Below are 22,404 nucleotides of genomic sequence, written 5' to 3'. Positions count from 1 at the left end.
GTCATTCTACCCTGCTCGCCAACGCGTTAACTGCCGCCACCGTAATGGCAGACCCGCCCAGACGCCCCTGCACGATCATGGACGGCACTGGCAAGTCCTGCATCAGTGCCTCTTTTGATTCCGCCGCGCCGATGAACCCCACCGGGCAGCCGATGATCGCCGCTGGGCGCGGGCAATCGGGGTCTTGCAACATGTTCAGCAGATGGAAAAGCGCCGTTGGCGCATTGCCGATAGCCACCACCGCGCCCGCCAAATTTGGCCGCCACAACTCCAGCGCGGCCGCCGACCGCGTGTTGCCCATCTTGGCCGCTAATCCGGGCACCGACGGATCACGTAGCGTACAAATAACCTCGTTTTCGCGGGGCAGGCGTTTGCGGGTGATCCCCTCGCTGACCATATAGGCGTCACAGAGGATCGGCGCGCCATCCTCCAGCGCTGCGCGCGCCGCTATCGCCATGCCAGAGGAAAAGCGCACATGGTCTTCCATCCCGACCATCCCGGCGGCATGGATCATACGCACCGCGACGATCTCTTCCTCTGGGGTAAAGCGTTCCAGCGCCGCCTCGGCGCGGATTGTGGCAAAGGACTGACGGTAAATCTCGGCACCGTCGGTGATATAGCTATGGGGCATCGGCGGGTTCTTTCAGATAGGGGATAATGTCGTCGTGCATGAGGGCGCGCGCAATTGGGGGCGCATCAGCTTTTCCAGCTCGGATCAGATCATAACCGTCGGCCTGTGCGGTCAGGGTAATGTCGCATTGCTGCGGCGTGGCGCAGCCCTTGGCACAGCCGGATACATGCAGGCGTTGGCCCACTGGCACATCGGCTGCCAAGGCGCGCGCAAGACCTCGTGTATTGCCCAATGCCTGTCCGCAACCCGGCGCACCCACACACGCGACCACCCGCAGCATCGGATCGGCGGGCGAGGTGATGATCCCGGGCAAATCGGGCATATGATTTGCGCCCTCTATCAAAACCATACGCCACGGGGTCAGCCGTAGTGTTCCAAGCGTGGCCAGCGCCGTCAGAGTTTCGCTGTCTAACTGCCCAAAAGCGCAGGCCACCATCACTCCCGCATCATGCGGTCCCGGCACTGCTTGGGAATTCAACATTTGTCGTGGCATATCAAAACCGTCGGGTAGCGGCACGTCGCTTTCCAGCAAGCGTGCCATGCGCCCAGCGCCCTGCATCCGCGCCCATTCGGCGAGCGCTGTTGCCTCGGCTATGGCACTTTCAAGTGCGACGCCCTTACCCAGCGCGGCGCCTTCGGCGCATAAGAGCAGAGCCCCATCCGCCGCACGTTCAAATCGGATATCCGCAGGGGCAGATTGCAGCACCGGGACCTTGCCCGCATCAACCGCATAGCCGAACTTGCTCGACACATACGGCATCGTATGGTTTGCCGCTGCGTCGGCTAAAGCCTGCGCCAGAACCGCGCTGTCATCGCAAGCCCCCCAAAACGGCGTGACGACGATATTGCGCCGCTTTTCTGCATCTGCGTCCGCGTCGATCAAACCCAGATCGCGCAGCTCCGCGATCAACCCGTCGTAGCCTGCCTCTTCAATGCCACGCAGTTGCACATTGGCGCGGTTGGACAGATCAATCACCCCATTGCCGTACCGCCCGGCCAGCGCCGCCACACCCGCCGCCTGCGCCTGCGTCAGTCGGCCCATCGGCGCGCGCAACCGCACAATCAACCCATCACCAGACACCATCGGGCGCAGCGCACCAGGGCACCAGCCTTTTACCATCGGCGCGCCCCTCACTGCGCCACACCCAGTGCGGCTGAGATCGAGTTGCGCCGGGTCATCCACAGCCCCGCGTCGCGCAGCGCCGCAAATCGGTCGCGCATCGCTTGCAAGGCGGCGGGGTTTTCAGCCGCCATGAAATCCACCAGGTCGTCGCGTCCTAGGGTCACGTCATAGTACAGATCAAACAAATGCGCCGGAACTTCCCGCGTCAGATGCGCAAAAGCGGCAAGATTATCCAACGTCGCGGCCACCTCTGCTGCCCCGCGGAAACCATGGCGCATCATGCCGCTTGCCCAGCCGGGGTTCGCTGCACGTGCCCGCACCACGCGGGCAATTTCCTCGGGCATGGTGCGGGCGCGCGGGCTGCCTGCACGCGTATGATCCATGTGATACATCGCCGGTTTCGCCGCACCCAGATGCGCCATCGCAGCGGCAAATCCACCCTCATGACTGGCGTAATCCGAGGCCAACAAGATGTCGCTCTCCGCCAGATCCTGCACATGGGCAAAGCCATCGGCGCGCTGCAACTGCGCCTCCAGCGCCGCGCGGTCCCGGTGTGCCTCACCCTGCGCGTTGATCGCCCATTCCGACCCGCTTAACCACGCCTGCCCCGCCGCCGCACGCCCGGCGTCGGAATAGTCGTGCAAGGCCGCGTCCATGTTCACACCATACGACCCCGGCTTGGGCCCAAAAACCCGTGGCGTGCGCGTGCGGTAAGGGTTCATATCCGCCGCTTCCTCGCGGTCGGCCAGCGCCGCCGCCCCGGCCTCGAACAACTGCCCCAGCCCCGGAAACACATCCCGAAACAGCCCCGACACCCGCAACGTCACATCAATACGCGGCCGATCCAGCAGCGTCAGCGGCACGACTTCAAAGCCGGAAACCCGCTCGCTGCCCTCGTCCCATTTGGGGGCCAACCCCGCCAGATGCAGCGCCATCGCCAGTTCTTCGCCCGCCGTGCGCATGGTGGCAGACCCCCAAAGATCAATCACCAATCCGCGCGGCCAATCGCCGTGGTCCTGCAAATGCCGCCGCAGCAGTTCCTCGGCCAGCTTTACCCCCTGCGCATGCGCCGCACGTGACGGCACGCTGCGCGGGTCAATAGCATAAAGGTTGCGCCCCGTAGGCAATACATCAGAGCGGCCGCGATAAGGAGACCCCGACGGCCCCGCCGTAACCCGGCGCCCCGCCAAAGCGCACAGCAGCCCTTCCCATTCGCCTGCGCCACCGCCAAAGACATGCAGGCCATCGCCGTATTGGCTTTCCTTAATGTCGCAGACAAACCGGTCGATGCGGGTCAATGCCTCGGCGGCGGAGCTTGCCGCGTCCAGCCCCAGATCGGCTTCAACGCCCGCCGCCTGGGCCTCACTACGGATTGTCTCAACCAGCCGGTCGCGGCGGCCAGGGTCCAGCCCATCCGCAGTCGAGTATTCATCCAACAGCCGCTCCAGCCGCAAGAGCCCCTCGGGCGTTTCGCTGTCTTTTAACGGCGGTGGTAGATGGCCCAGCGTCACCGCACCGATGCGGCGTTTCGCCTGTGCCGCCTCGCCCGGATCGTTCACGATAAACGGATAGATCACCGGCAGATCGCCAATAAGCGCCTCGGGCCAACACTCATCCGACAGCGCCACCGCCTTGCCCGGCAACCATTCCAGCGTGCCATGCGCACCGATATGCACCAGCGCGTGATGGCCCTGCGCGCGCAGCCATAGGTAAAACGCCACATAGGAATGGCGCGGCGTACGTGCCAGATCGTGATAGCTGTCCTCGCGGTCGCCCACATCACCGCGTTCGGGTTGCAGTGCCACCAGCGCCTTGCCACAGGCCTGCGCGGCAAACTGAAACGCACCGTCGCGTACCAACGGATCATCCTCCACCGCACCCCATGCCGCCGTCAGATCATCGCGCAATGCCTGCGGCAACGCCGCCAGTGCCGCGCGGTACTCGGCGACCGACCACGCGATCCGCCGCTCGCTCAGGCTGCGGCCAAATCCAATGTCCGGCGTCACGGCATAACCATCGGCTGCCAGCGTCATCAACATATCCTCGACACTGGCCAGCGCATCCAATCCGACCGCATGGGCCAATTGATCATCGCGCCCAGGATAGGTCGACAAGACCAGTGCCAGTTTGCGATCCGCCACATCGGACCGCGCCAGCCGATGCCAGCCCGCAACCCGTGCCACCACCGCCGCAATGCGCGCATCCTCGGCGGCATGGGCAAAGCGGGAGTATTGCAGATGTGGGTCTTTCTTTTGCGGTGCCTTGAAACTCACCACCCCGGTAAATATCCGCCCATCGACCTCGGGCAACACTACATGCATCGCGAGATCAGCAGGCGACAACCCCCGCTCGCTGCCTTTCCAGTCACGCCGCCGCGCGGTCGACAGCGCCACCTGAAACACCGGGCAACCAGGGGCGTCCAGCGGCGTGGTGCCATCGTCGCCACGCCCGGAAAATGCCGTTGCGTTCACAATCGCCACCGGGGCCATGTTGCCTAGTACGTGGCCCAGAAAATCCCGCGCCGCGTCGGCTTTTAGCGACGGCACGAACACACCCAGCGCGTTAAACCCCGCCGCGCGCAACGCCCGGATCAGCGCATCAATCGGCGCAGTATCGGCGGCCATTAGGTAGCTACGATAAAACGTCACCGCCACCACGTCACCGCCAACATCAGCCTGAGCCACGACCCCCTGATCGGGGTCGTAATAACCACATTCCGGCACGCCTTTGGCCCCCGGAACCGGCCCGGCATAGAAACCCGCCGCCAGTGCCATCTGTGCTAGCGCGGCCTGTGCGGCCACCGGCCCGCCCGCATCACACAGATGCGCCAGCCGCCGGAGGGTCGAGACCGGCAATGTCGAATGCGCATCCAGTGCAGCGTCTTCGCGCCCGTCCGCGGGCAATATAGCCAGCGCAATGTCGTGACGTCTGGCAAAATCCTGCACCTGCATCACGCCGTAAGGCCAGTAATTTTCGCCACCGATCAGCCGGATCAAAATACCCTTGGCCCCGGTCAGCGTCTGTTCGATGTAATTGTCCACCGACGCGGGATGGCGCAGTGCCACCAGATTGCACAACCGAAGACTGGGCAGCTTGCCCTCGATCCCGCCCGCACGATGCCACCCCGCCGCAAAAGCACCCAGGTCACTGTCGGAAAACGACAGCACCACCAGATCCGCGGGCGTCTGCCCCGGATCATAGGGGGTGTCGGTATCCTCCAACCCGTGGCTTTCGCGAAAGACGACGTGCATGGCGTGTCAGGCCCCCAATGTCGCGCGAATTTTGGCCAGATCAACGTGGTCATGTTCCGCAATCACCACAAGATGCCCGGCGCGCATATCGCTGCCCCACGGGCGGTCAAACTGCTGGCGCACCCGCGCGCCAACGGCCTGTACCAACAGGCGCATCGGTTTACCTTCGACGGCGACATAGCCTTTTACCCGTAGGATATCCTGCTCGCGTGCAAGGGTTTCAATCGACGCGACCAGCGCGGCAATATCTGTGATTTCCGGCATGGCGATCACGACGGTTTCAAAATCGTCATGTTCATGGTCGTCATGGCCATCATGGTGTGACGGCCGCGCCGCCAGATCGTCCTCTGCCGCCGCATTCAGACCCAACACCACATTGGCGTCAATCACACCCTCTGTCATCTCAAGAATCGGCACCTTGCGCGGGCTTTCGGCTTCGATCACCGCGCGGGCCTTGGCCAGACCATCGGACCCGGCCAAATCGGCCTTGGACAGCAGAATGATATCAGCACATGAAATTTGATCTTCAAAGACCTCGGACAGCGGCGTTTCGTGGTCAATACTGTCATCCGCCAAACGCTGTGCATCCACCGCCGCGACATCAGCAGCAAACCGGCCCGCCGCTACGGCTTCGGCATCGGCCAGCGCAATCACACCATCCACAGTGATTTTCGACCGGATCGCAGGCCAGTCAAACGCCTTGAGCAACGGTTTCGGCAGCGCTAAGCCCGAAGTTTCGATAAGGATGTGGTCGGGCCGTGTCGGCAGCGCCATCAGCGCCTCAATCGTCGGAATGAAATCATCGGCCACGGTGCAGCAGATACAGCCATTGGCCAACTCCACGATATTCTCTGCCGGGCAATCGTCGATCGCACAGGATTTCAGGATATCGCCATCCACGCCCACGGTGCCAAATTCATTGACCAAAACGGCCAAGCGCCGACCGCCCGCGTTCATCATCAAATGCCGGATCAGCGTGGTTTTACCCGCACCGAGAAAGCCGGTGATCACGGTCACAGGAATTTTTGCAAGATCGGTCATGGTGTTGGCTCCAACGGCAGGGTCAATGGGGGAATACGGGCAAGGCTTTGCTTGCGGAAAATAACAGGGCGTTCTCGCCATGGCACCAGACCATCATCGGTCGCGGCATAGGCGGCGGCACCGGCCAGGATATCGGCGGCGTCAGCTTTGGTCAGGCGGCCATAAACATATGACCATTTGCCGGGGGCCGACAGCGCCACCGACGCGCCTTGCGAACAGGCCGACAGGCAGTCGACAGGTACAATGGTCACGCCCTCAGGCGCGCCTGCATCGGTCAGGGCGGCATGCAGTTGCGCACCGGGGCGCGGCGCATCTTCTTCGAGCACCTCGCCCGCGCGGCAGGTCATACATACGTGAAGGATTACAGTCATTGGTTTGGTCCAGTTTGATTGTCCGCGCCACGCCTTGCGGCCTAGCGCATGATAAGGGGTCGGGCAAGCATGGCCCTATTCAACTCTCAGCACCTCGCGGGCCGTGATCGGCACACCAGCCACCGCAAGCGGGCGGTGGTCATTGCTGTTCAGCGTCACCTCAACCGTCACCTCGCCCTTGGGCAGCTCGGCAATATGCAGCCAAGGGGCGTACAGCCGCCCCAGCTTTTCACCGTTGATATAGACGTGGGCATGCCCCTCGCCGGGGGTATTCTCACCACTGGCGTTCTGCGGCGAAAACGCAAAATCCTGCACCATCACATGCAGGTTATATCCCGCCATCGGGTCCCGCGCTATTGTCATGCTGATCTGCGGGGCCGCATCGGGTGGCAGGTCAAGCGGCTGATCGTGCATCATCGCGTGATCTGCCCCACCATGATCCATACCGCCATGGGCCGCAGGATCGCCGTGATCATGGCCATCAAACGTCACGCCGTTGCTGGCGGCGATGGCAAAACCGATGCCACCGCCAAAGACCAACCCAATGGCAAACAAAGCCAGCGATCTGTCCATCACAGCCGCGCCCCTTCGCGCTGCCAGAAATAGCCCGCGAAACTGCCCAGCAACACCCATGCCGCCAACCCAACGCCAAAGGCACGTGCCGCGAACAACGCGCCAATCTCCGTCGGCACCGGCCCGCTAAAGGCGTCTGGCTCGGGCGCGCCAATTACATGTGGCGCCATCAACAACACCACCGCCGCGCCCCAGCCCATCCAGCCACCGCCAAAGGCCAGCAACCACAAGGCCAGAACCGCTGCTCCCGCCGTGGCAAACCACCAAATCTGCCGCGCAGATACATCAGCCGCCGCCACACCGGGCACTTCGGGGGCCAGCGTGAAACCGGGGGCCAGATGAAAGGCGACAAATCCGGCGATGCCCCAGATGATCCCCCAGCGGCCATCAATCTTTGCCCCCCGTTCCTCGGCTAGGCTCATCGCGGCCAGCAGGATCAGCGCATAACCGGTGTAGGTCAGCATCGTGAAAATCAGGCTCAACCCATCGCGGACAGGGTCCAGCCCGGGCAAATCGGGATGCGCGCCGACCGGATCGGCCCCAAAATGCACCAGCGCCCCGGTTTCATATAGCTCGGCATGCAGCAGAACCGGCTGAACGAAATACAGCTGCAAAAGCCCGGCCAACAGACCCGCAGCAGCGCCGGCAAACAGCGCAGATGTCAGAAAACGTGAAAACATCGGAAAAACCCTCGTCGATGTACATGTGGCAGGCGCAGCAAACCCGGCACCGGCACCACAATCGCCCGCATACCTTCACCCCAAAATGCCAACAGGCCGCTGAAAGCTCAGCGGCGCATGCGGTCAGGCAATATCAGGGGCAATAACGCCGCCAGCATGAAAAAAGGTGGTCATGGCACATCAGGCCACGCCACTGCGCAGCCCCGGCCAATCCCCCGGCTAGACGCTTAGTGGCAGGGAAACCCTGTCGCGTGGCGCACATCATGGGCGGCGTCATGCAAGGCAGCAGCCTGCACATGGCCGGTCAGCGCCATCAGCGCCACACCCAGAACGGCCGCAAACAGCGCCGGGGCAAATTTCGCGCGGGCAATACCGGCTGTGTTGGTCATCGTCGTCATTGTCGTTCTCCTTACCGTCACACCCGACGGCATATTGCGTTTCACTTGCCTGGCAGGTCTCCTGGCTCGCGGGTCGTGACCTTTGCCCGCCTTCCCCGTCCCGAAGGACAAGTGGCATGAGGGGCATCGGCTCACCGCTTACAGTCGCGGGGGCGGCTTCGGCTTCGGGGATTATTCGATCCCCTTACTGAATTCCCTTTTCGGCTCCACACCAAACGGTGCTTTTCGGAACACCAAGCGCCCTTAATTACGCATCTCATCTCTTCAAACGCAAGGCGGATTTGCGACACTTGGCGCTCCACCACCGGAGTCCGCAGTATTTCCGCGCATATTTGCAGAAATAACCGTCGGCTTGACCTTCACCAGGTACCAAGGGCAAATTGCACCATCTGCGTAATAATTAGGCGAACCAACAATACCATGACCACTCAAAGCCCCCATGCCGTCGATACGGTGCGATTCGACGACATACTGGGAAAAGCCGTTCGTCATGCCCGCCTGCCTCTGTGCATTACCGACCCCAAAAAACCGGACAACCCGATCGTATACGCCAATGCTGCGTTCACCGAACTGACGGGCTATTCAGCGGAAGAAATCGTCGGCAGGAATTGCCGCTTTCTGCAAGGCGCTGACACCAGCCCGGAAAGCGTTGATACGGTCCGCCGTATCATCGCAGATGGCCGCGTGGATACCGTCGAAATCTTGAACTACCGCAAGGACGGCAGTCCATTTCTCAATGCGTTGCAAATCGGTCCGATCACGGATGGAAACGGCAAATTGGCCTATTTCTTTGGATCACAGCTCGATATATCGGCACGGCGCCAAAAAGAAAAAGAAGCCCGCGACCTGGCAGATAGTGAGTTGCTGCACCGCCTGCGCAACATCGTAAATGTCATGACCGCGATGGTCCGCATGACCGCCCGCGAAGAATCGAACCCAACGGTCTTTGCCGAAAAGGTCATCGAACGTCTGTCGGCGCTGGGGCAGGCGCATTTCGACACCATCGGCCATCTAGGTGATAAAGACCTGCAGTTTTCCACGCTCGTGCGCCCGATCTTGCGGGCCTATACACCGGGCGGCGAGGATCAGATCATTCTAGGCGGCTTTGACCCCGCCGTGCCGCGTGCGCTGGTATCACCCCTCACACTTGCCCTGCATGAACTGGCCACCAATGCCGTCAAACACGGGGCGCTTGGCAGGACTGAGGGACAGGTGATTCTTCATGTCTCGCTGCAAAAGGCGTTTTCCGAACTCCATATCGTCTGGCGCGAAAAGGATGGGCCCAAGGTCGTTGTGCCGGAACGCAGCAGTGGTTCAAAGATCATCCAATCGCTGACCAAGGCTGCGGGTGGGGCGCTGACCTATGATTGGCACCCAGAAGGGCTGATCGCGACGGCGAAGTTCCCCTTGGCGGTATTCAGCTAAATCGCCGATACTTAGCCAGACCCCTAAGTTTTTCCTTAACGGATGACGGCCATTCATAAAACTTAGGGACATGGCTAAGTATGAATCTCATCTGAACCAATTATTCACCGCCCTCGGTGATCCGACGCGGCGTGCGATCCTGTCGCGGCTTGCCCGTGGCCCGGCAACGGTCAGCGAGCTTGCCGAACCGCATGATATGGCGTTGCCCTCCTTCCTTGGCCATCTGAACAAACTTGAAGACGCTGGATTGGTCATGTCGGTCAAACAGGGACGCATACGCACCTGCACTCTGTCGCAGGACGCATTCCTGCCCGCTCAAGACTGGCTCAGCGAACAGCAGGCCCTGTGGCAAGGGCGCCTGAACCGCCTAGACGTCTATGTCACCGCCCTAATGAAAGATCGGAAAAATGAACCTTGACCCAAAGACCGACCTGACCCTGACGCGCATGATCAACGCCCCTCGCGCGTTGATCTGGGACTGCTGGACGATGCCAGAACACATCAAACATTTCTTCGTGCCCCAGCCACATAAGGTCACTGACTGCGAAATCGACCTGCGGGTCGGCGGACGTTTTAACACCACGTTCAACGTCGACGGCAATGAAATGAAAAATGTTGGTGTCTACCTCGACATCACGCCGCAGGAAAAGCTGGTCTTTACGGATGCGTACTCCGAAGGCTGGAAACCCGCCGCAGACCCCTTCATGACTGCGATTATCCTGTTCGAAGACGCGCCGGATGGTGCGACAAAATACACCGCGATTGCGCGCCACCGTTCGCCCGAGGCACGCCAGACGCACGAAGACATGGGGTTCTTTGACGGCTGGGGCACCGTTGTGGATCAATTGCAGGTCTACGCGCAACGCCTGCGATAAAAGGCCGATCCTACGGCCTTAACGCGGGTGCAGAATTATCATCCCTCTGCACCCGCGTAATATTAACCGACCACGTTAAAGTCCGGGCCGTAGGGATAGCCCGTGATATTCTCGTTGCCGTCTTCCTTGATGACCAGAATATCATGCTCGCGGTAGCCGCCCGCACCCGGCGTGCCTTCTGGAATGGTCAACATCGGCTCCATCGAAATCACCATGCCGGGTTCCAGCACCGTGTCGATATCTTCGCGCAGCTCAAGCCCCGCTTCGCGGCCATAATAATGCGACAGGATGCCAAAGGAATGCCCGTAGCCAAAGCTGCGATACTGCAACAAATCGCGCTCCGCGAAAAAGCCGTTGATCTGCTCTGTCACCTCGGCACAGGTCGCGCCGGGCTTCAGTAGGCTCATTCCGAATTCATGGGCGGCAACATTGGCCTCCCAGACCTTTAAGCTGTCTGCATCCACCGTTTCGACGAACATCGTGCGTTCCAGCGCCGTGTAATACCCGCTGATCATCGGAAAGGTGTTCAGGCTCAGGATATCGCCTTTACGCAGCATACGGCTGGTCACTGGATTATGGGCGCCGTCGGTGTTGATACCCGACTGAAACCAGACCCAAGTGTCGCGATATTCGGCATCGGGAAAGCGTTTCGCAATTTCCAACTCCATCGCGTCGCGCCCGGCCATCGCCACGTCGATCTCGCGCACCCCAGCTTTGACGGCATCGCGTATGGCATAGCCGCCGACATCGGCCACCTGTGCGCCCGCGCGGATCAGTGCAATCTCGGCGTCGGATTTGTGCATCCGCTGCCGCATGGTGACAGGCGCGATATCCACAGTGTCCTTGGGTGCAAGAAAGGTCTTAAGAAGGGCAAACTGCGCCATCGACATATGATCCCCCTCATAGCCGATCACCGCGCCCGTGCCCGTCACCGACAGGATCGCGCGCCAGTAGTTGTTCCGCTGCCAATCGGTATAGGTGATATTATCGCCATGCCCCCGCCGCCAGGGCTGCGCGGCATCAATGCCTGCGCTCATAGTCACCGCATCAGACGCGGTGACCACCAACGCGTATGGGCGGCCAAAGGCGCAGTACAGGAAGCCCGAGAAATAGGCGACATTGTGCATCGAGGTGAAAACACAGGCATCCACACCAAGCGTGCGCATCTCTGCGCGCAGATGGCTTAGGCGTGCCTCATACTCCTGAGGCGCAAAAGGAAGGGTCCGCTCCCCTTGGTGCAAACGGTAGAATTCTGGACGGTCCATAATTTGGCTCCTCTGCCCAATGCCGCTGCTTGGTGTGAGGAGCCGATCTCCCCCAACCGCGCAAGCGGCAAAGAAAAATCCCGGCGTTCAGGAAGGTGAATGCGGGCGTGCACATCCGTGCTGGCGACGCCATCGCCGACCCGTACCCCTACTTGGCTGATAAAACAGGCTTCTGGCAAGGGATTTGATTGCAGCAAGGCAGAGCAAGAGGGCTCGACCCGTCAAATTGCGGGTTCTGGTCGGCTTTGGGAATTAGGGCTGCTGTAGGAACGCCGCACAGATTGTGCAGACCGGCATTTAACATAGCAGAATGAACTGACTCATCGATTCGCCGCCATGGCGGTGTCGCGCGGTTGTGCGCCGGTTCAGACGACAACCTTTTGGGTGGCCTGTTCGCCGACGCCAAACACACGTTTGTATCGCGCGATCTGATCCGCCGGTCCCATCGCCTTGTTGGGGTTGTCCGACAGTTTGACCGTCGGTCGGCCATTTGCCTCTACCGCCTTGCAGACAAGGCTGAACGGCGCCAGTGCGTCACCCGGCACCAGCCCGCGGAAGTCATTGGTCAACAATGTGCCCCAACCAAACGAAACTTTTACCTTGTCCGAGAATGTCGCGTGCAGTTCGCGTATCTTGTCCACGTCGAGACCATCACTGAAGATGACCCGCTTTTCGCTTGGGTCTTCGCCCCGCGCGCGCCACCAGTCAATTGCCACCTGTGCTGCTGTTACCGGGTCGCCACTGTCCACCCGGATGCCCGTCCACCCAGCCAGCCAATCGGGTGCATTGTCCAGAAAACCCTGAGTGCCATAGGTGTCGGGCAGAATGATCCGCAGGTTGCCATCATGTTCGTCCTGCCAGTCTTGCAAAACATCGTAAGGCGCCTGCGCCAACGCTGCATCATCTTCTGCCAATGCAGCGTAAACCATTGGTAATTCATGCGCATTTGTACCGATGGCTTCCAATTCCCGGCTCATTGCGATCTTGCAGTTGGATGTCCCAGTAAAGGCCGCCCCCAACCCTTCGCGCATCGCCTGAACGCACCAATCCTGCCAGAGGTAGGAATGGCGCCGCCGCGTGCCAAAGTCGGCAATCGACACCCCCGGCACCTCGCGCAGGGTTTCGATCTTTTCCCAGACGCGGGTCATGGCGCGAGCATAAAGTACTTGTAATTCAAAGCGATCCATACGGTTCAGCACCGCCCGCCCGCGCAGCTCCATCAGCACTGCAAGGGCGGGGATTTCCCACAGCATCACCTCGGGCCAACTGCCCTCAAACGTCAACTCATACTGATCGCCCTTGCGTTCCAGATGGTAGGGCGGCAGACGCAACCCCTCGAACCATTCCATGAAATCAGGCCGGAACATCTGGCGCTTGCCATAAAACGTATTGCCGCGCAGCCAGGTGCTCTCCCCACGGCTCAGGCTGAGAGACCTAATATGGTCCAACTGCTCGCGCAATTCGCCTTCGTCAATCAGGTCAGCCAGCGGGATATGGGTGGACCGGTTGATCAGGCTGAACGTCACCTGCGTGTCCGGCTTGTTGCGGAAAACCGATTGGCACATCAACAATTTATAAAAGTCCGTGTCGATCAGCGACCGCACAATGGGGTCGATCTTCCACTTGTGATTATAGACGCGGCTGGCGATATCGACCATGGATAGGCTCCTTCTTGCGGTAACTTGTGGCGCAAGCTGTTGCGGCGGGCAAGGGCGTTCGCCCCTGACAGCATTCGGCAACTATGCTAACACCCCAAAATTCAACAGGAAATATGGCATCATGGACTGGCAGAACCTCACACGGGAATTCATTACCTTGATCGTGGTAATCGACCCAATCGGCAGCCTGCCTGTGTTTCTCTTTGCCACGGCCGGGGTGCCCAAGGCGCTGCACCGCCGCTTTGCTATTCGGGCCGTTCTGGTGGCGGGGCTGGTGCTGCTGGCATTCCTCGTCGGCGGCCAGTTCCTGCTGGAATCCCTTGGCCTGCGGCTTGGGTCATTCCAGGTGGCGGGCGGCCTGATCCTATTCCTGTTTGCCCTGACAATGATTTTTGGCGGGTCCAAGGCCGAGCAGGAAATCGAAAGCGCTGAGCGTGATCATCTGGCAGGGGCCGTCTTCCCGCTTGCGATGCCGTCGATCGCGTCACCCGGTGCCATGCTGGCGATCGTCATCCTGACCGACAACCACACCAACCCCGTCAGCGATCAGTTACTGACCGCAGGTCTTTTGCTCATTGTATTGTTGATTACGCTGGCTTTGTTGTTGATGGCTTCCAGAATTGGCAAGCTGATCGGCACCACCGGCTCAAGCGTGATCAGCCGGGTGATGGGAATTGTGCTGGCCACCGTCGCGGTCGACGCGACCCTTGGCGGCCTGCAAACACTTGGCCTGCTACAACTAAGCGAACAGACCGAAAGCGTGTTGAATTAAGCCAGTCTCACGCCTGCATCTTGCATACCGCTGCGCGCCTGCGCCAGCGATCCGTCCAGATCAATCGCGCGGCACAGGTCCTCGTGAACGGTCACGTCAAACCCCAACTTGGCCGCGTCCACCGCTGAAAAGTTCACGCAGAAATCCAGCGCCAGCCCGACCATCGTCAGCCGCGTAATGCCACGCGTGCGCAGGTATCCCTCTAGCCCTGTGGGCGTCTGGTGATCGTTCTCGAAAAACGCGGAATAGCTGTCGATATCGGGGTCATATCCTTTGCGGATGATCAGATCGGCCCGGTCCACCTGTAGCTCGGTATGAAACTTCGCGCCGATGCTCCCTTGGATGCAATGGTCCGGCCACAGCACCTGCGACCCATAAGGCATCTGGATCACCTCATAGGGCGCGTGATCGTCATGTGCTGAGGCAAATGACGAATGCCCCGCCGGGTGCCAATCCTGCGTCAGGATCACCGCGTCAAAATCTGGCAACAGGGCATTGATACCGCGCACGATCTCGTCCCCTTCCGGCACTGCCAAGGCACCTTCCGGACAGAAATCATTCTGGACGTCGATCACGATCAGCGCATGCATGGCAGTTCCTTTGGCTCAGATATGGGGCGTAGGTGGGTTTTAACCCACCGCCCCCTTGCGGAACAGCCCCCAGGGGTCGTATTTGATCGCCCATGTATACCATCGCCGCCCTTTATCACTTTACCCGCTTTGCCGACCCCGCCGCGCTGAAACCCGCGTTGCTGGCGCTGTGCGAGGCGCAGGCTGTCAAAGGCACGCTACTGCTGGCTCCCGAAGGGGTGAACGGCACCATCGCCGGGGCACGCGCAGGGATTGATGCCGTGATCACCCATCTACGCGCCCTGCCCGGCTGCGCCGAGTTGGAATGGAAGCAAGCCACCAGTGAAACGCCACCTTTTGGCAAGATGAAGGTGCGGATAAAGCGCGAAATCGTGACAATGGGCCAGCCCGATGTCGATCCACTGGCGCGGGTGGGGCACTACGTCGACCCGCAGGATTGGAACGCCCTGATCGAGGCCCCCGACGTCGCCGTGATCGACACCCGCAACGCCTATGAGGTTGCGATCGGCACCTTCGACGGCGCGGTAGACCCAGAGACCAACAGCTTTGGCGAATTCCCCGAATGGTGGGAGGCCAACAAGGCGCGTTTCCACAACAAGCGAATCGCGATGTTCTGCACCGGCGGCATCCGCTGCGAGAAATCCACCAACTACCTGTTGGGGCAGGGTGTCGAGGACGTGTTCCACCTCAAGGGTGGCATCCTGAAGTATCTAGAGGAAGTGCCGGAACAAGACAGCACGTGGAAAGGCGAATGTTTCGTCTTTGATAACCGCGTCAGCGTGGGCCACGGGTTGCGCGAAGGGCCGCATATGCTGTGCCACGGCTGCCGCCGCCCGATCTTGCCTGGCGATACAGCGCATCCCGGATATGAAGCCGGGGTAAGCTGTCACCACTGCGTTGATGAAACGTCAGACGATGACAAGGCCCGCTTTCGGGAGCGGCAACGCCAGATCATACAGGCGCGTGCAGCGGCGGCATCTGATCAATAGGTCTGCGGGGTTTGCGCGGGGTGCTGCGCCACAACAGCCACAGCATGATGAGGATGTTTAGTCCGTTCCAGATAATGCCGTTGACGAACGCCAATGCGTATGACCCGCTGAGATCATAAATCTGACCCGACAGCCACCCGCCCAGCGCCATGCCGAGGATGGTCGCCATCATCACAAAACCGACCCGCGCGCCTGCTTCACGTGCGGGCATGTATTCACGCACGATCAAGGCGTAACTAGGAACGATCCCGCCCTGGCTCAGACCAAATACAAGGCTGACGACGTACAGCGACGTCAGCCCGCCACTGGGCAGGTACAAGAACAGCGCCAGACATTGCAGCGCAGAGCCGATCAGCAGCGTGCGCACGCCGCCAAGTTTGTCTGCCAACAGCCCGGACAAGATCCGAGAGCCGACCCCACCCAGCAGCATCAGCGACAGCATTTCAGCGCCCACTGCGGGGCCAAAGCCCAGATCCACGCAATAAGACACAATATGCACCTGCGGCATCGACATCGCCACGCAACAGCCGATCCCGGCCAATCCCAGCAGGTATTGCAGCGCTCGCGGGCTCAGCCCAGAGGATTGTGCGTGCTGGGTCGCGGCTATATGTGCAGCGCTTTGCGTGTGTTCGGACACCTTGCGGCGCAGCAGGAACGAGAGCGGGACAACACCTACCAACGTCACCACCGCCATCACCAGATAGACCGACCGCCAACCGTTTTCAGCGAGGACACCCGCCAGCAACATCGGCCAGATCGCCCCCGACAGATAATTGCCGCTGGCGGCGATGGCGACGGCGATGCCGCGCCTGCGCACGAACCAATGCGAGATATCCGCAATAAGCGGCCCGAACCCAACGGCCGACGCAAACCCCACCAGCAGTTGCGCGACCGAGAGCATCGCAATGCTATGCGAAAGCGTGGCAAGACCAAAACCGGCCGCTGTCCCTACCGCCGCAGCAATCAGGGTCCGCGTTACACCGTAGCGATCCACCGCGTGCCCAATCAGAAAGTTACCCAGACCGAAACCGATCATCGTCAGCGTGTAGGGCAACGCGGTATCAGCGCGATTGGTACCAAACTCGGACTCGACGGCGGGCATGATCACGATGATCGCCCACATTCCTGCATTCACGGTCATGGCGATCAGCAGGGTCAGACCCAGGCGCAGCCATGAATATCTGCTGTCTGTCTCTTCACTCGCCATCTGCGGCCCTCCAAGCTTTGGCGCATCTGGCTGCAATGACGGGAAAGTTGCAAGGCACAGCGCGATTTAGCGACAGTTGGATATGTTAAGCCGCCGGTAAGCCATGATCCGTTATACCCGTCGTTGGGTGAATAAAGGTGGATGTGATGAGTGCGCAAGGCAATGCGGCACCAGTCATCATCAAACGTAAAAAAATTATCAAAGGCGGCGGGCACCATGGTGGAGCCTGGAAAGTCGCTTATGCGGACTTCGTGACTGCGATGATGGCTTTTTTCATGTTGATGTGGCTGCTGAACGCAACAACAGAACAGCAACGCAAAGGGATTGCCGATTATTTTTCGCCGACGATCCCTATCAATCGGGTCTCGGGGGGCGGCAATGGCGCCTTTGGCGGTGACAGTATATTCTCGGAAATGACTCTGCCCAAGAACGGCACAGGCGCGACGTCGGATCATGCCACAATCGAGGAAAAAGCCCGCGGCCAGAGCGGCACGGCCCTGAGCGACGGCGAGAAAGAAGCGCAAGAAGAAGAATTCAAGCAACTCGAGGCGATGCTGATGGGACGCGGTGGCGAAACCATGGTGATGGAAAACGCGCTGCGCCATATTGTGACCCGCATCACCGATGAAGGCCTGGTGATCGAGTTGTTTGAACTCGACGACATTCCACTGTTCAGGGATGGCACAGATGAGCCGACTCAACTGCTGCGTGACTTGGCGGTCGTGATCTCTCAGGTTGCCAAGGCTGTGACCAACGGTATTGCGATCGGGGGCCACATGCGTGCAACCCCTGTCGTGGTTGTGGACAATCCAGTTTGGGAGATGTCGGCCCGCCGCGCCACACAGATGCGGCTGCTGCTGCAAGAGGCCAGCATCGACCCGGCGCGGTTCCAGCGGGTCACAGGCCATGCCGACCGCGAACCGGTGCTGCGGGACACAATGGCGCGACGCAACAACCGCTTGGAAATTGTGCTCTTGCGGGCGGGTAAGTAAACGCACCTCCGAATATCGCAGATTTTATCTGTTAGCGCGGTGTTAAGTCGGACACGTCTATTTGTTGGTCAACTTTGATTGATACAGCAGAAAGGCGTGTCTATGACAATTTCATCTTCGCTTAACGCAGGGGTGGCGGGGCTTCAGGCCAATGCGACACGGCTTGCCTCGATCTCTGACAATATCGCGAACTCGTCGACCTTTGGTTACAAACGTGTCGTGACTGATTTTCATTCAATGGTCATTTCATCCCGTGGTGGCACATATTCCGCGGGCGGCGTTCGGGCGACGACGGAACGACTGATCGATCAGCGCGGACCTCTCGTGTCGACCTCAAACGCGACCGACCTTGCCGTGCGTGGGCGTGGATTTCTACCCGTTGCACAGGCCACTGATATCGAAGTCGCAAATGGCGACAGTACCATGCTGCTGACCTCAACCGGGTCTTTCCGCACCGACGCCGAGGGTTATCTGCGCTCTACGTCCGGGTTGGTGTTGCTGGGCTGGCCTGCCTTGCCAGATGGATCGATTCCCAGCTTCCCACGCGACACAGCAGATGGGCTGGAGCCCGTTCAGATCAACGTGAACCAGTTCTCGGGTGAACCGACCACGAGCATGACATTGGGCGTCAACTTGCCCGCCACCGAAACCGATGCGGGCAGCGCCGGCGACATTCAAGAACTGTCGGTGGAATATTACGGCAACCTTGGCACGTCCGAGAATATCAACATCACTTTCACGCCGACGGTGCCCGGCTCTGGTTCATCAAACGAATGGACGATGACCATGATAGATTCAGTCAACCCGGGCACGGTGATTGGTGAATACGTGATGACGTTTGACGACAGCCGGACGGCTGGCGGCACGCTGGCATCGGTCAGCACCGTGAGCGGCGGCGCCTACGACCCCGCCACCGGCAATCTGATCGTCAACGTCGCCGGCGGCCCCATTGAAATCGATATCGGCATCATCGGGCAAAGTGACGGCATTACTCAGCTGTCAGACAACTTCGCGCCCGTGTCCATTTCCAAGGACGGCTCGCCCGTTGGCAACATGACTTCGGTTGAGGTCGATGCAAACGGCTATGTCCATGCCTATTTCGACACTGGGATTACACGCACCATCTATCAGGTGCCACTGGTCGACCTGCCCAATCCTAACGGCATGGTGGCGCTTGATCACCAGACATATCAACCGTCCGTCGACAGTGGATCGTTCTTTCTGTGGGACGCCAGCGATGGACCAACCGGTGATATCGTAGCCTTCGCTCTTGAGGAATCTGCGACCGATGTGGCAGGCGAACTGACCTCAATGATCCAGACGCAGCGCGCATATTCATCCAACGCCAAGGTGATTCAGACCGTCGAGTTGTCCTTCGCAGAGGAGATGTCCTTACCAGTTGAAATCGCATTCTGCGTGCTGGCAAGATCCTTGTTGATGGATTTCAAAGTTTGCAGGGCAACCATAGCGGAGTTGTTTGTGATAATGCTCGACATAAGCATGTTCCTTCAGTCATTGACGCTTTGCGTCCGTGATTGTCCCACCCCCCTGGGGCGGACGAAAATGTCGTTCTGACTTGTACAATCGCTTGTGTTTTAAACGATGTGCCACCCGACCTCGGATGCATCGCCACATTGCCCATTTCTGGCTTAACGTTGTCCTAAACCGATCTGCTGGAATACCGTGCTTTTTATTCAAACGCTCAGGCGCGCTTTTCCACGGAGTGATCGTTGTCGATATCAATATTCCGTTTCTTGCCGCTGGAATCGTAGGTTTCCATATTGCTGCGGATCCGCCGCAGTGCAGCCATGCGCCGGGCCACGTTACGAATGCCTTCAAGCGCCCCATCGAGCAGAAGTTGGTTACGCTGCACTTTGCGGTTCAACTGTTGCAATGTGTCGATATCCGTGTGCACCCCGGCGTTCACTGCGTCAATTAACGCCTCTTTAGACTCCAGCATTCCGCTCAGCGCTTCGAGGTCGCCTTTCAAAAGGGCCGTGCGTTCGGCATCCAAAAGGACATCAAGTGCGGAGAGCTTTTCGGAAGTGATGTCACTATCCATCCTGTTGCTCCTTCAATGCATCATAGATTGATTCGCTCAGCCCGATTCCCCCGGCCCGCACTATTTGCATCGCCTGTTCGTGTATCAGGAACGAACTGAATTGATCCTCGCCGGGGCCACCGCCAAAATCTGTGCTGGTGGCGCCGAGGCCCGCGGACTTCAACATTTCAGCCAAAAATCCCGCCTCGAGCTTTTGTGCTGCCTCCATCAGCGCCGTGTTCTCTAGCGTCATCTGGGGCCTTCGCCCTAAATCGGATATGGTCGTCATCACTCAAATCCTTAAATTGCATCCTACTTTCCCGATCTTGCACGCAAATCGGTAAACAAACCGGTAAGGATCATCACCCATATTGACGAAATCGGAGAAGAACTCCCGGAGACGTCATGTGAATACAATACTGTCATCAAACACGCCTGCAGCCATGCCGCGGCAATCTAATCTCACTTCGGAAGAGGCGCTTTCACAGGTGCATACAACCGTCGATCTGGGCGGGCGGGATCCATTTGGTGACATTTTCAACGGGTTTGCGCCGGACGTTCCGGTAAAAATAGAATTGGGCGTCGCTGGCGAGCTTAAAAAGCCAGCGGAACATGATGATGACAGCCCCGCACCTGATGAAGGCGCTCTGACCGTAGAACATGCTGCACCGACGACAAATGTGGATGACGCAGTCGAAGCGGGCGCAACTCCTTTGACGCATGCTGGCCGTAACGGGTCACCAGACGTGGCGTACGATGATCTGCTGCCGCTGGGCCCTGCTGAAAGGTCCAGTGTGCCAATCCCGGCGGCACAGAGGGTGTCGGAAACCGCGTCGGTGGATGCTGTGCCCGTCAACTCAGGCCGCGATCCTTTGCCCCTGCAGCGACCCGGCAATCATGCCGCCCAGCGTGCAGACCCCTTATTGCTCGAAACTGCTATCGGGTTTTCCACGGCCACTGCAACCGACCGGGGCCCCTCAATCTCTCCGCAAGGATCGGCAATACCGGCCGCATCCGCTGCCGTGACCGCGCCCATCTTTGCCGCTCCATCCCTTCCGAATCCTACAAACGGTTCGCATCACACCCGAGCACTTTCGCCAATAGCGGACGGTATGATCCCCGTGGAAGAGGCATCACCGACATCATCGGGGACGGAAGTCAAAGCGGCATTTATTCCCAGTGTGGCACGTCGGGATCTTGCACCCCTTCAACCGGAAAACACAGCATCGGCCCCCAGCGGTGTTGCAGGCTTTACTAAAAGTGGCATCGCCGCCATGCCACCGACACCTGTGGTGCGCTCGACTGCGGCAGTTTCGCATCCGGCGCAGGCGATTGATTTTCAATTATCGGCGTCGGAACCGGAAGTTCTACAAACTTGGGACCCAACGACACCTCAGCCCGCCACACAGGCTGGCGCAACGCCCCGCGCACCGCTTGCGACGCAGATCGCTGCACAGATGGCCGACATCTTACGGCAGATGCCCGCCCGCCCGGTTGAGATTACACTCAGCCCCGAAGAGTTGGGGCGTGTGAGGCTGTCTGTCACCGCGTCCGATGCAGGTATCATCATGAATGTCGTGGCCGAGCGGCCCGAGACGCTGGATTTACTGCGGCGTCACATCGATCAGCTGGCACAAGAATTCAACGCCATTGGGTACCAGAATATCGCCTTTTCCTTCGCGGGAGGAGAGCGAGCCGCGCCGGATCAGGATCCAAACCGGAACGCATCAAAATCGCGAACACCATCCGTCGAAGCCAGTCCCGCAGAAGCCCCGATTCATCAGGTACATCTTAACGCAGGCCGCCTGACCGGGCTCGATCTGCGCCTGTAACGAAAGGATTTGTCATGAACATTCCCCCCGCCGCATATTCGGCCGCATCGCCCACAGCAAGCGCGGCAGGCGCGGCAAATCCGGTCTTGTCATCTGATTTTGAGACATTCCTGCAGATGCTCACGGCGCAGGCCCGATACCAGGACCCTCTGGAGCCGATCGATTCCTCCGAATATGCCGCACAACTGGCGCAATTTTCGATGGTGGAACAACAGGTCCTGTCAAACGACCTTCTAGCGGCGCTCACGGCCCAGCTTGGATCGGGAAATATGGCGCAAATGGCAGGCTGGATCGGGATGGAAGCACGTACCACCGCACCGGTTCTATTTGACGGGGCCCCAATCACCATCGCGCCTAACCCCGCAGCTATTTCAGACGAGGTGTACTTGGTTGCATATGACAGCAACGGCGCGGAAATCCAAAGAACGTCAATCCCGGTTTCTGCCGAGCCTATCCAATGGGAGGGTATAGACAATGACGGCAACCCCTTCCCTCAAGGCACATACAGTTTTGGTGTTGAAAGCCATGCCAACGGCGAACTGTTGTTTTCAGATGCCGCCGAAGCTTATGGCCGTATTACCGAGGCACGTACTCAGGCAGGTCAGACGGTGCTGATCCTAGCCGGTGGGTCGGCGGTGTTGACGTCGGACGTTAACGGACTGCGTGAGGCGCAGAGCTAAGTTTACACTC

The 22,404-nt window shown here is 59.6% G+C and carries 23 protein-coding genes and 1 riboswitch; of the genes, 9 read left to right on the top strand and 14 right to left on the bottom strand.

The annotated features are described in order from the left end of the window. Window position 1: 1 nt before the first annotated feature. From AC1965_RS01285 to AC1965_RS01250, 8 genes are all read right to left on the bottom strand, one after another. Complete coding sequence (locus tag AC1965_RS01285; RefSeq protein ID WP_483885505.1) at window positions 2-631, bottom strand: precorrin-8X methylmutase; 630 nt, start codon at window positions 629-631, stop codon at window positions 2-4. Next, the gene (locus tag AC1965_RS01280) at window positions 621-1,751 is read right to left on the bottom strand and encodes a precorrin-3B synthase (protein WP_483885504.1); all 1,131 of its coding nucleotides are present in this window, start codon (window positions 1,749-1,751) and stop codon (window positions 621-623) included. Before AC1965_RS01280 ends, AC1965_RS01285 begins: the two co-directional genes overlap by 11 nt. A gap of 11 nt (window positions 1,752-1,762) precedes the next feature. Continuing rightward, window positions 1,763-5,005, bottom strand: a complete 3,243-nt coding sequence (gene cobN / locus AC1965_RS01275; protein ID WP_483885503.1) for a cobaltochelatase subunit CobN — start codon at window positions 5,003-5,005, stop codon at window positions 1,763-1,765. Window positions 5,006-5,011: 6 nt separating this feature from the next. Then, complete coding sequence (gene cobW, locus AC1965_RS01270; protein ID WP_483885502.1) at window positions 5,012-6,046, bottom strand: cobalamin biosynthesis protein CobW; 1,035 nt, start codon at window positions 6,044-6,046, stop codon at window positions 5,012-5,014. Then, entirely contained in the window at window positions 6,043-6,417 is a 375-nt protein-coding gene (locus AC1965_RS01265; RefSeq protein WP_483885501.1) for a DUF1636 family protein, read from the bottom strand. Before AC1965_RS01265 ends, cobW begins: the two co-directional genes overlap by 4 nt. 75 nt (window positions 6,418-6,492) lie before the next feature. Then, window positions 6,493-6,990, bottom strand: coding sequence for a hypothetical protein (locus AC1965_RS01260; protein ID WP_483886952.1), 498 nt, complete (start codon window positions 6,988-6,990; stop codon window positions 6,493-6,495). Beyond that, window positions 6,990-7,670 carry a CbtA family protein gene (locus AC1965_RS01255; protein ID WP_483885500.1) on the bottom strand — a complete coding sequence of 227 codons (681 nt, stop codon included), beginning with the start codon at window positions 7,668-7,670 and terminating at the stop codon, window positions 6,990-6,992. The genes AC1965_RS01260 and AC1965_RS01255 overlap by 1 nt, the downstream gene beginning before the upstream one ends. A 227-nt stretch (window positions 7,671-7,897) precedes the next feature. Next, window positions 7,898-8,068 (bottom strand): CbtB domain-containing protein, encoded by a 171-nt coding sequence (locus AC1965_RS01250; protein WP_483885499.1) that lies wholly within the window; start codon window positions 8,066-8,068, stop codon window positions 7,898-7,900. A gap of 34 nt (window positions 8,069-8,102) precedes the next feature. Further along, a riboswitch (cobalamin riboswitch) is annotated at window positions 8,103-8,321 on the bottom strand. 167 nt (window positions 8,322-8,488) lie between these two features. Between AC1965_RS01250 and AC1965_RS01245 the strand changes: the two genes are divergently transcribed. The 3 genes from AC1965_RS01245 to AC1965_RS01235 all read left to right on the top strand — a co-directional run bounded on the left by AC1965_RS01245 (window position 8,489) and on the right by AC1965_RS01235 (window position 10,368). Further along, entirely contained in the window at window positions 8,489-9,493 is a 1,005-nt protein-coding gene (locus AC1965_RS01245) for a PAS domain-containing protein (protein WP_483885498.1), read from the top strand. 70 nt (window positions 9,494-9,563) lie between these two features. Further along, complete coding sequence (locus tag AC1965_RS01240; RefSeq protein ID WP_483885497.1) at window positions 9,564-9,911, top strand: ArsR/SmtB family transcription factor; 348 nt, start codon at window positions 9,564-9,566, stop codon at window positions 9,909-9,911. Next, window positions 9,901-10,368: an SRPBCC family protein gene (locus tag AC1965_RS01235; RefSeq protein WP_483885496.1), complete on the top strand. Its 468-nt coding sequence runs from the start codon at window positions 9,901-9,903 to the stop codon at window positions 10,366-10,368. Before AC1965_RS01240 ends, AC1965_RS01235 begins: the two co-directional genes overlap by 11 nt. Before the next feature lie 62 nt (window positions 10,369-10,430). On the opposite strand, the gene AC1965_RS01230 is transcribed toward AC1965_RS01235, so the two are convergent. Continuing rightward, window positions 10,431-11,633 carry an aminopeptidase P family protein gene (locus AC1965_RS01230; protein WP_483885495.1) on the bottom strand — a complete coding sequence of 401 codons (1,203 nt, stop codon included), beginning with the start codon at window positions 11,631-11,633 and terminating at the stop codon, window positions 10,431-10,433. 365 nt (window positions 11,634-11,998) lie between these two features. Continuing rightward, on the bottom strand, window positions 11,999-13,291 hold the full coding sequence (gene pncB, locus AC1965_RS01225; RefSeq protein WP_483885494.1) for a nicotinate phosphoribosyltransferase: 1,293 nt from the start codon (window positions 13,289-13,291) through the stop codon (window positions 11,999-12,001). A 121-nt stretch (window positions 13,292-13,412) separates the two neighbouring features. On the opposite strand from pncB, the gene AC1965_RS01220 reads away from it, so the two are divergent. Further along, window positions 13,413-14,063, top strand: coding sequence for a MarC family protein (locus AC1965_RS01220; protein ID WP_483885493.1), 651 nt, complete (start codon window positions 13,413-13,415; stop codon window positions 14,061-14,063). Here AC1965_RS01220 and pncA read toward each other — a convergent pair. Next, on the bottom strand, window positions 14,060-14,653 hold the full coding sequence (gene pncA / locus AC1965_RS01215; protein ID WP_483885492.1) for a bifunctional nicotinamidase/pyrazinamidase: 594 nt from the start codon (window positions 14,651-14,653) through the stop codon (window positions 14,060-14,062). The two genes, AC1965_RS01220 and pncA, sit on opposite strands and share 4 nt — an antisense overlap. Window positions 14,654-14,745: 92 nt before the next feature. Here pncA and trhO point away from each other — a divergent pair, with 92 nt between their 5' ends. Next, window positions 14,746-15,642, top strand: a complete 897-nt coding sequence (gene trhO, locus AC1965_RS01210; RefSeq protein ID WP_483885491.1) for an oxygen-dependent tRNA uridine(34) hydroxylase TrhO — start codon at window positions 14,746-14,748, stop codon at window positions 15,640-15,642. On the opposite strand, the gene AC1965_RS01205 is transcribed toward trhO, so the two are convergent. Next, complete coding sequence (locus tag AC1965_RS01205) at window positions 15,605-16,849, bottom strand: MFS transporter (RefSeq protein WP_483885490.1); 1,245 nt, start codon at window positions 16,847-16,849, stop codon at window positions 15,605-15,607. The two genes, trhO and AC1965_RS01205, sit on opposite strands and share 38 nt — an antisense overlap. A gap of 146 nt (window positions 16,850-16,995) precedes the next feature. Here AC1965_RS01205 and AC1965_RS01200 point away from each other — a divergent pair, with 146 nt between their 5' ends. Beyond that, on the top strand, window positions 16,996-17,841 hold the full coding sequence (locus AC1965_RS01200) for a flagellar motor protein MotB (RefSeq protein WP_483885489.1): 846 nt from the start codon (window positions 16,996-16,998) through the stop codon (window positions 17,839-17,841). 102 nt (window positions 17,842-17,943) lie between these two features. After that, window positions 17,944-19,416 carry a flagellar hook protein FlgE gene (locus AC1965_RS01195; RefSeq protein WP_483885488.1) on the top strand — a complete coding sequence of 491 codons (1,473 nt, stop codon included), beginning with the start codon at window positions 17,944-17,946 and terminating at the stop codon, window positions 19,414-19,416. Window positions 19,417-19,543: 127 nt separating this feature from the next. Here the strand turns inward: AC1965_RS01195 and AC1965_RS01190 are convergent, their stop codons facing one another. Both AC1965_RS01190 and AC1965_RS01185 read right to left on the bottom strand, forming a co-directional pair. Beyond that, the gene (locus AC1965_RS01190) at window positions 19,544-19,903 is read right to left on the bottom strand and encodes a flagellar biosynthesis protein FlgN (RefSeq protein WP_483885487.1); all 360 of its coding nucleotides are present in this window, start codon (window positions 19,901-19,903) and stop codon (window positions 19,544-19,546) included. Then, window positions 19,896-20,171 (bottom strand): rod-binding protein, encoded by a 276-nt coding sequence (locus AC1965_RS01185; protein ID WP_483885486.1) that lies wholly within the window; start codon window positions 20,169-20,171, stop codon window positions 19,896-19,898. Before AC1965_RS01185 ends, AC1965_RS01190 begins: the two co-directional genes overlap by 8 nt. Before the next feature lie 199 nt (window positions 20,172-20,370). On the opposite strand from AC1965_RS01185, the gene AC1965_RS01180 reads away from it, so the two are divergent. Beyond that, window positions 20,371-21,714, top strand: coding sequence for a flagellar hook-length control protein FliK (locus AC1965_RS01180; RefSeq protein ID WP_483885485.1), 1,344 nt, complete (start codon window positions 20,371-20,373; stop codon window positions 21,712-21,714). 14 nt (window positions 21,715-21,728) lie between these two features. After that, window positions 21,729-22,394, top strand: a complete 666-nt coding sequence (locus AC1965_RS01175) for a flagellar hook capping FlgD N-terminal domain-containing protein (RefSeq protein WP_483885484.1) — start codon at window positions 21,729-21,731, stop codon at window positions 22,392-22,394. Window positions 22,395-22,404: the final 10 nt, after the last annotated feature.

The sequence above is a fragment of the Sulfitobacter sp. KMM 9851 genome (assembly GCF_057178245.1).
This window is presented reverse-complemented; position numbering and strand designations above follow the sequence as displayed.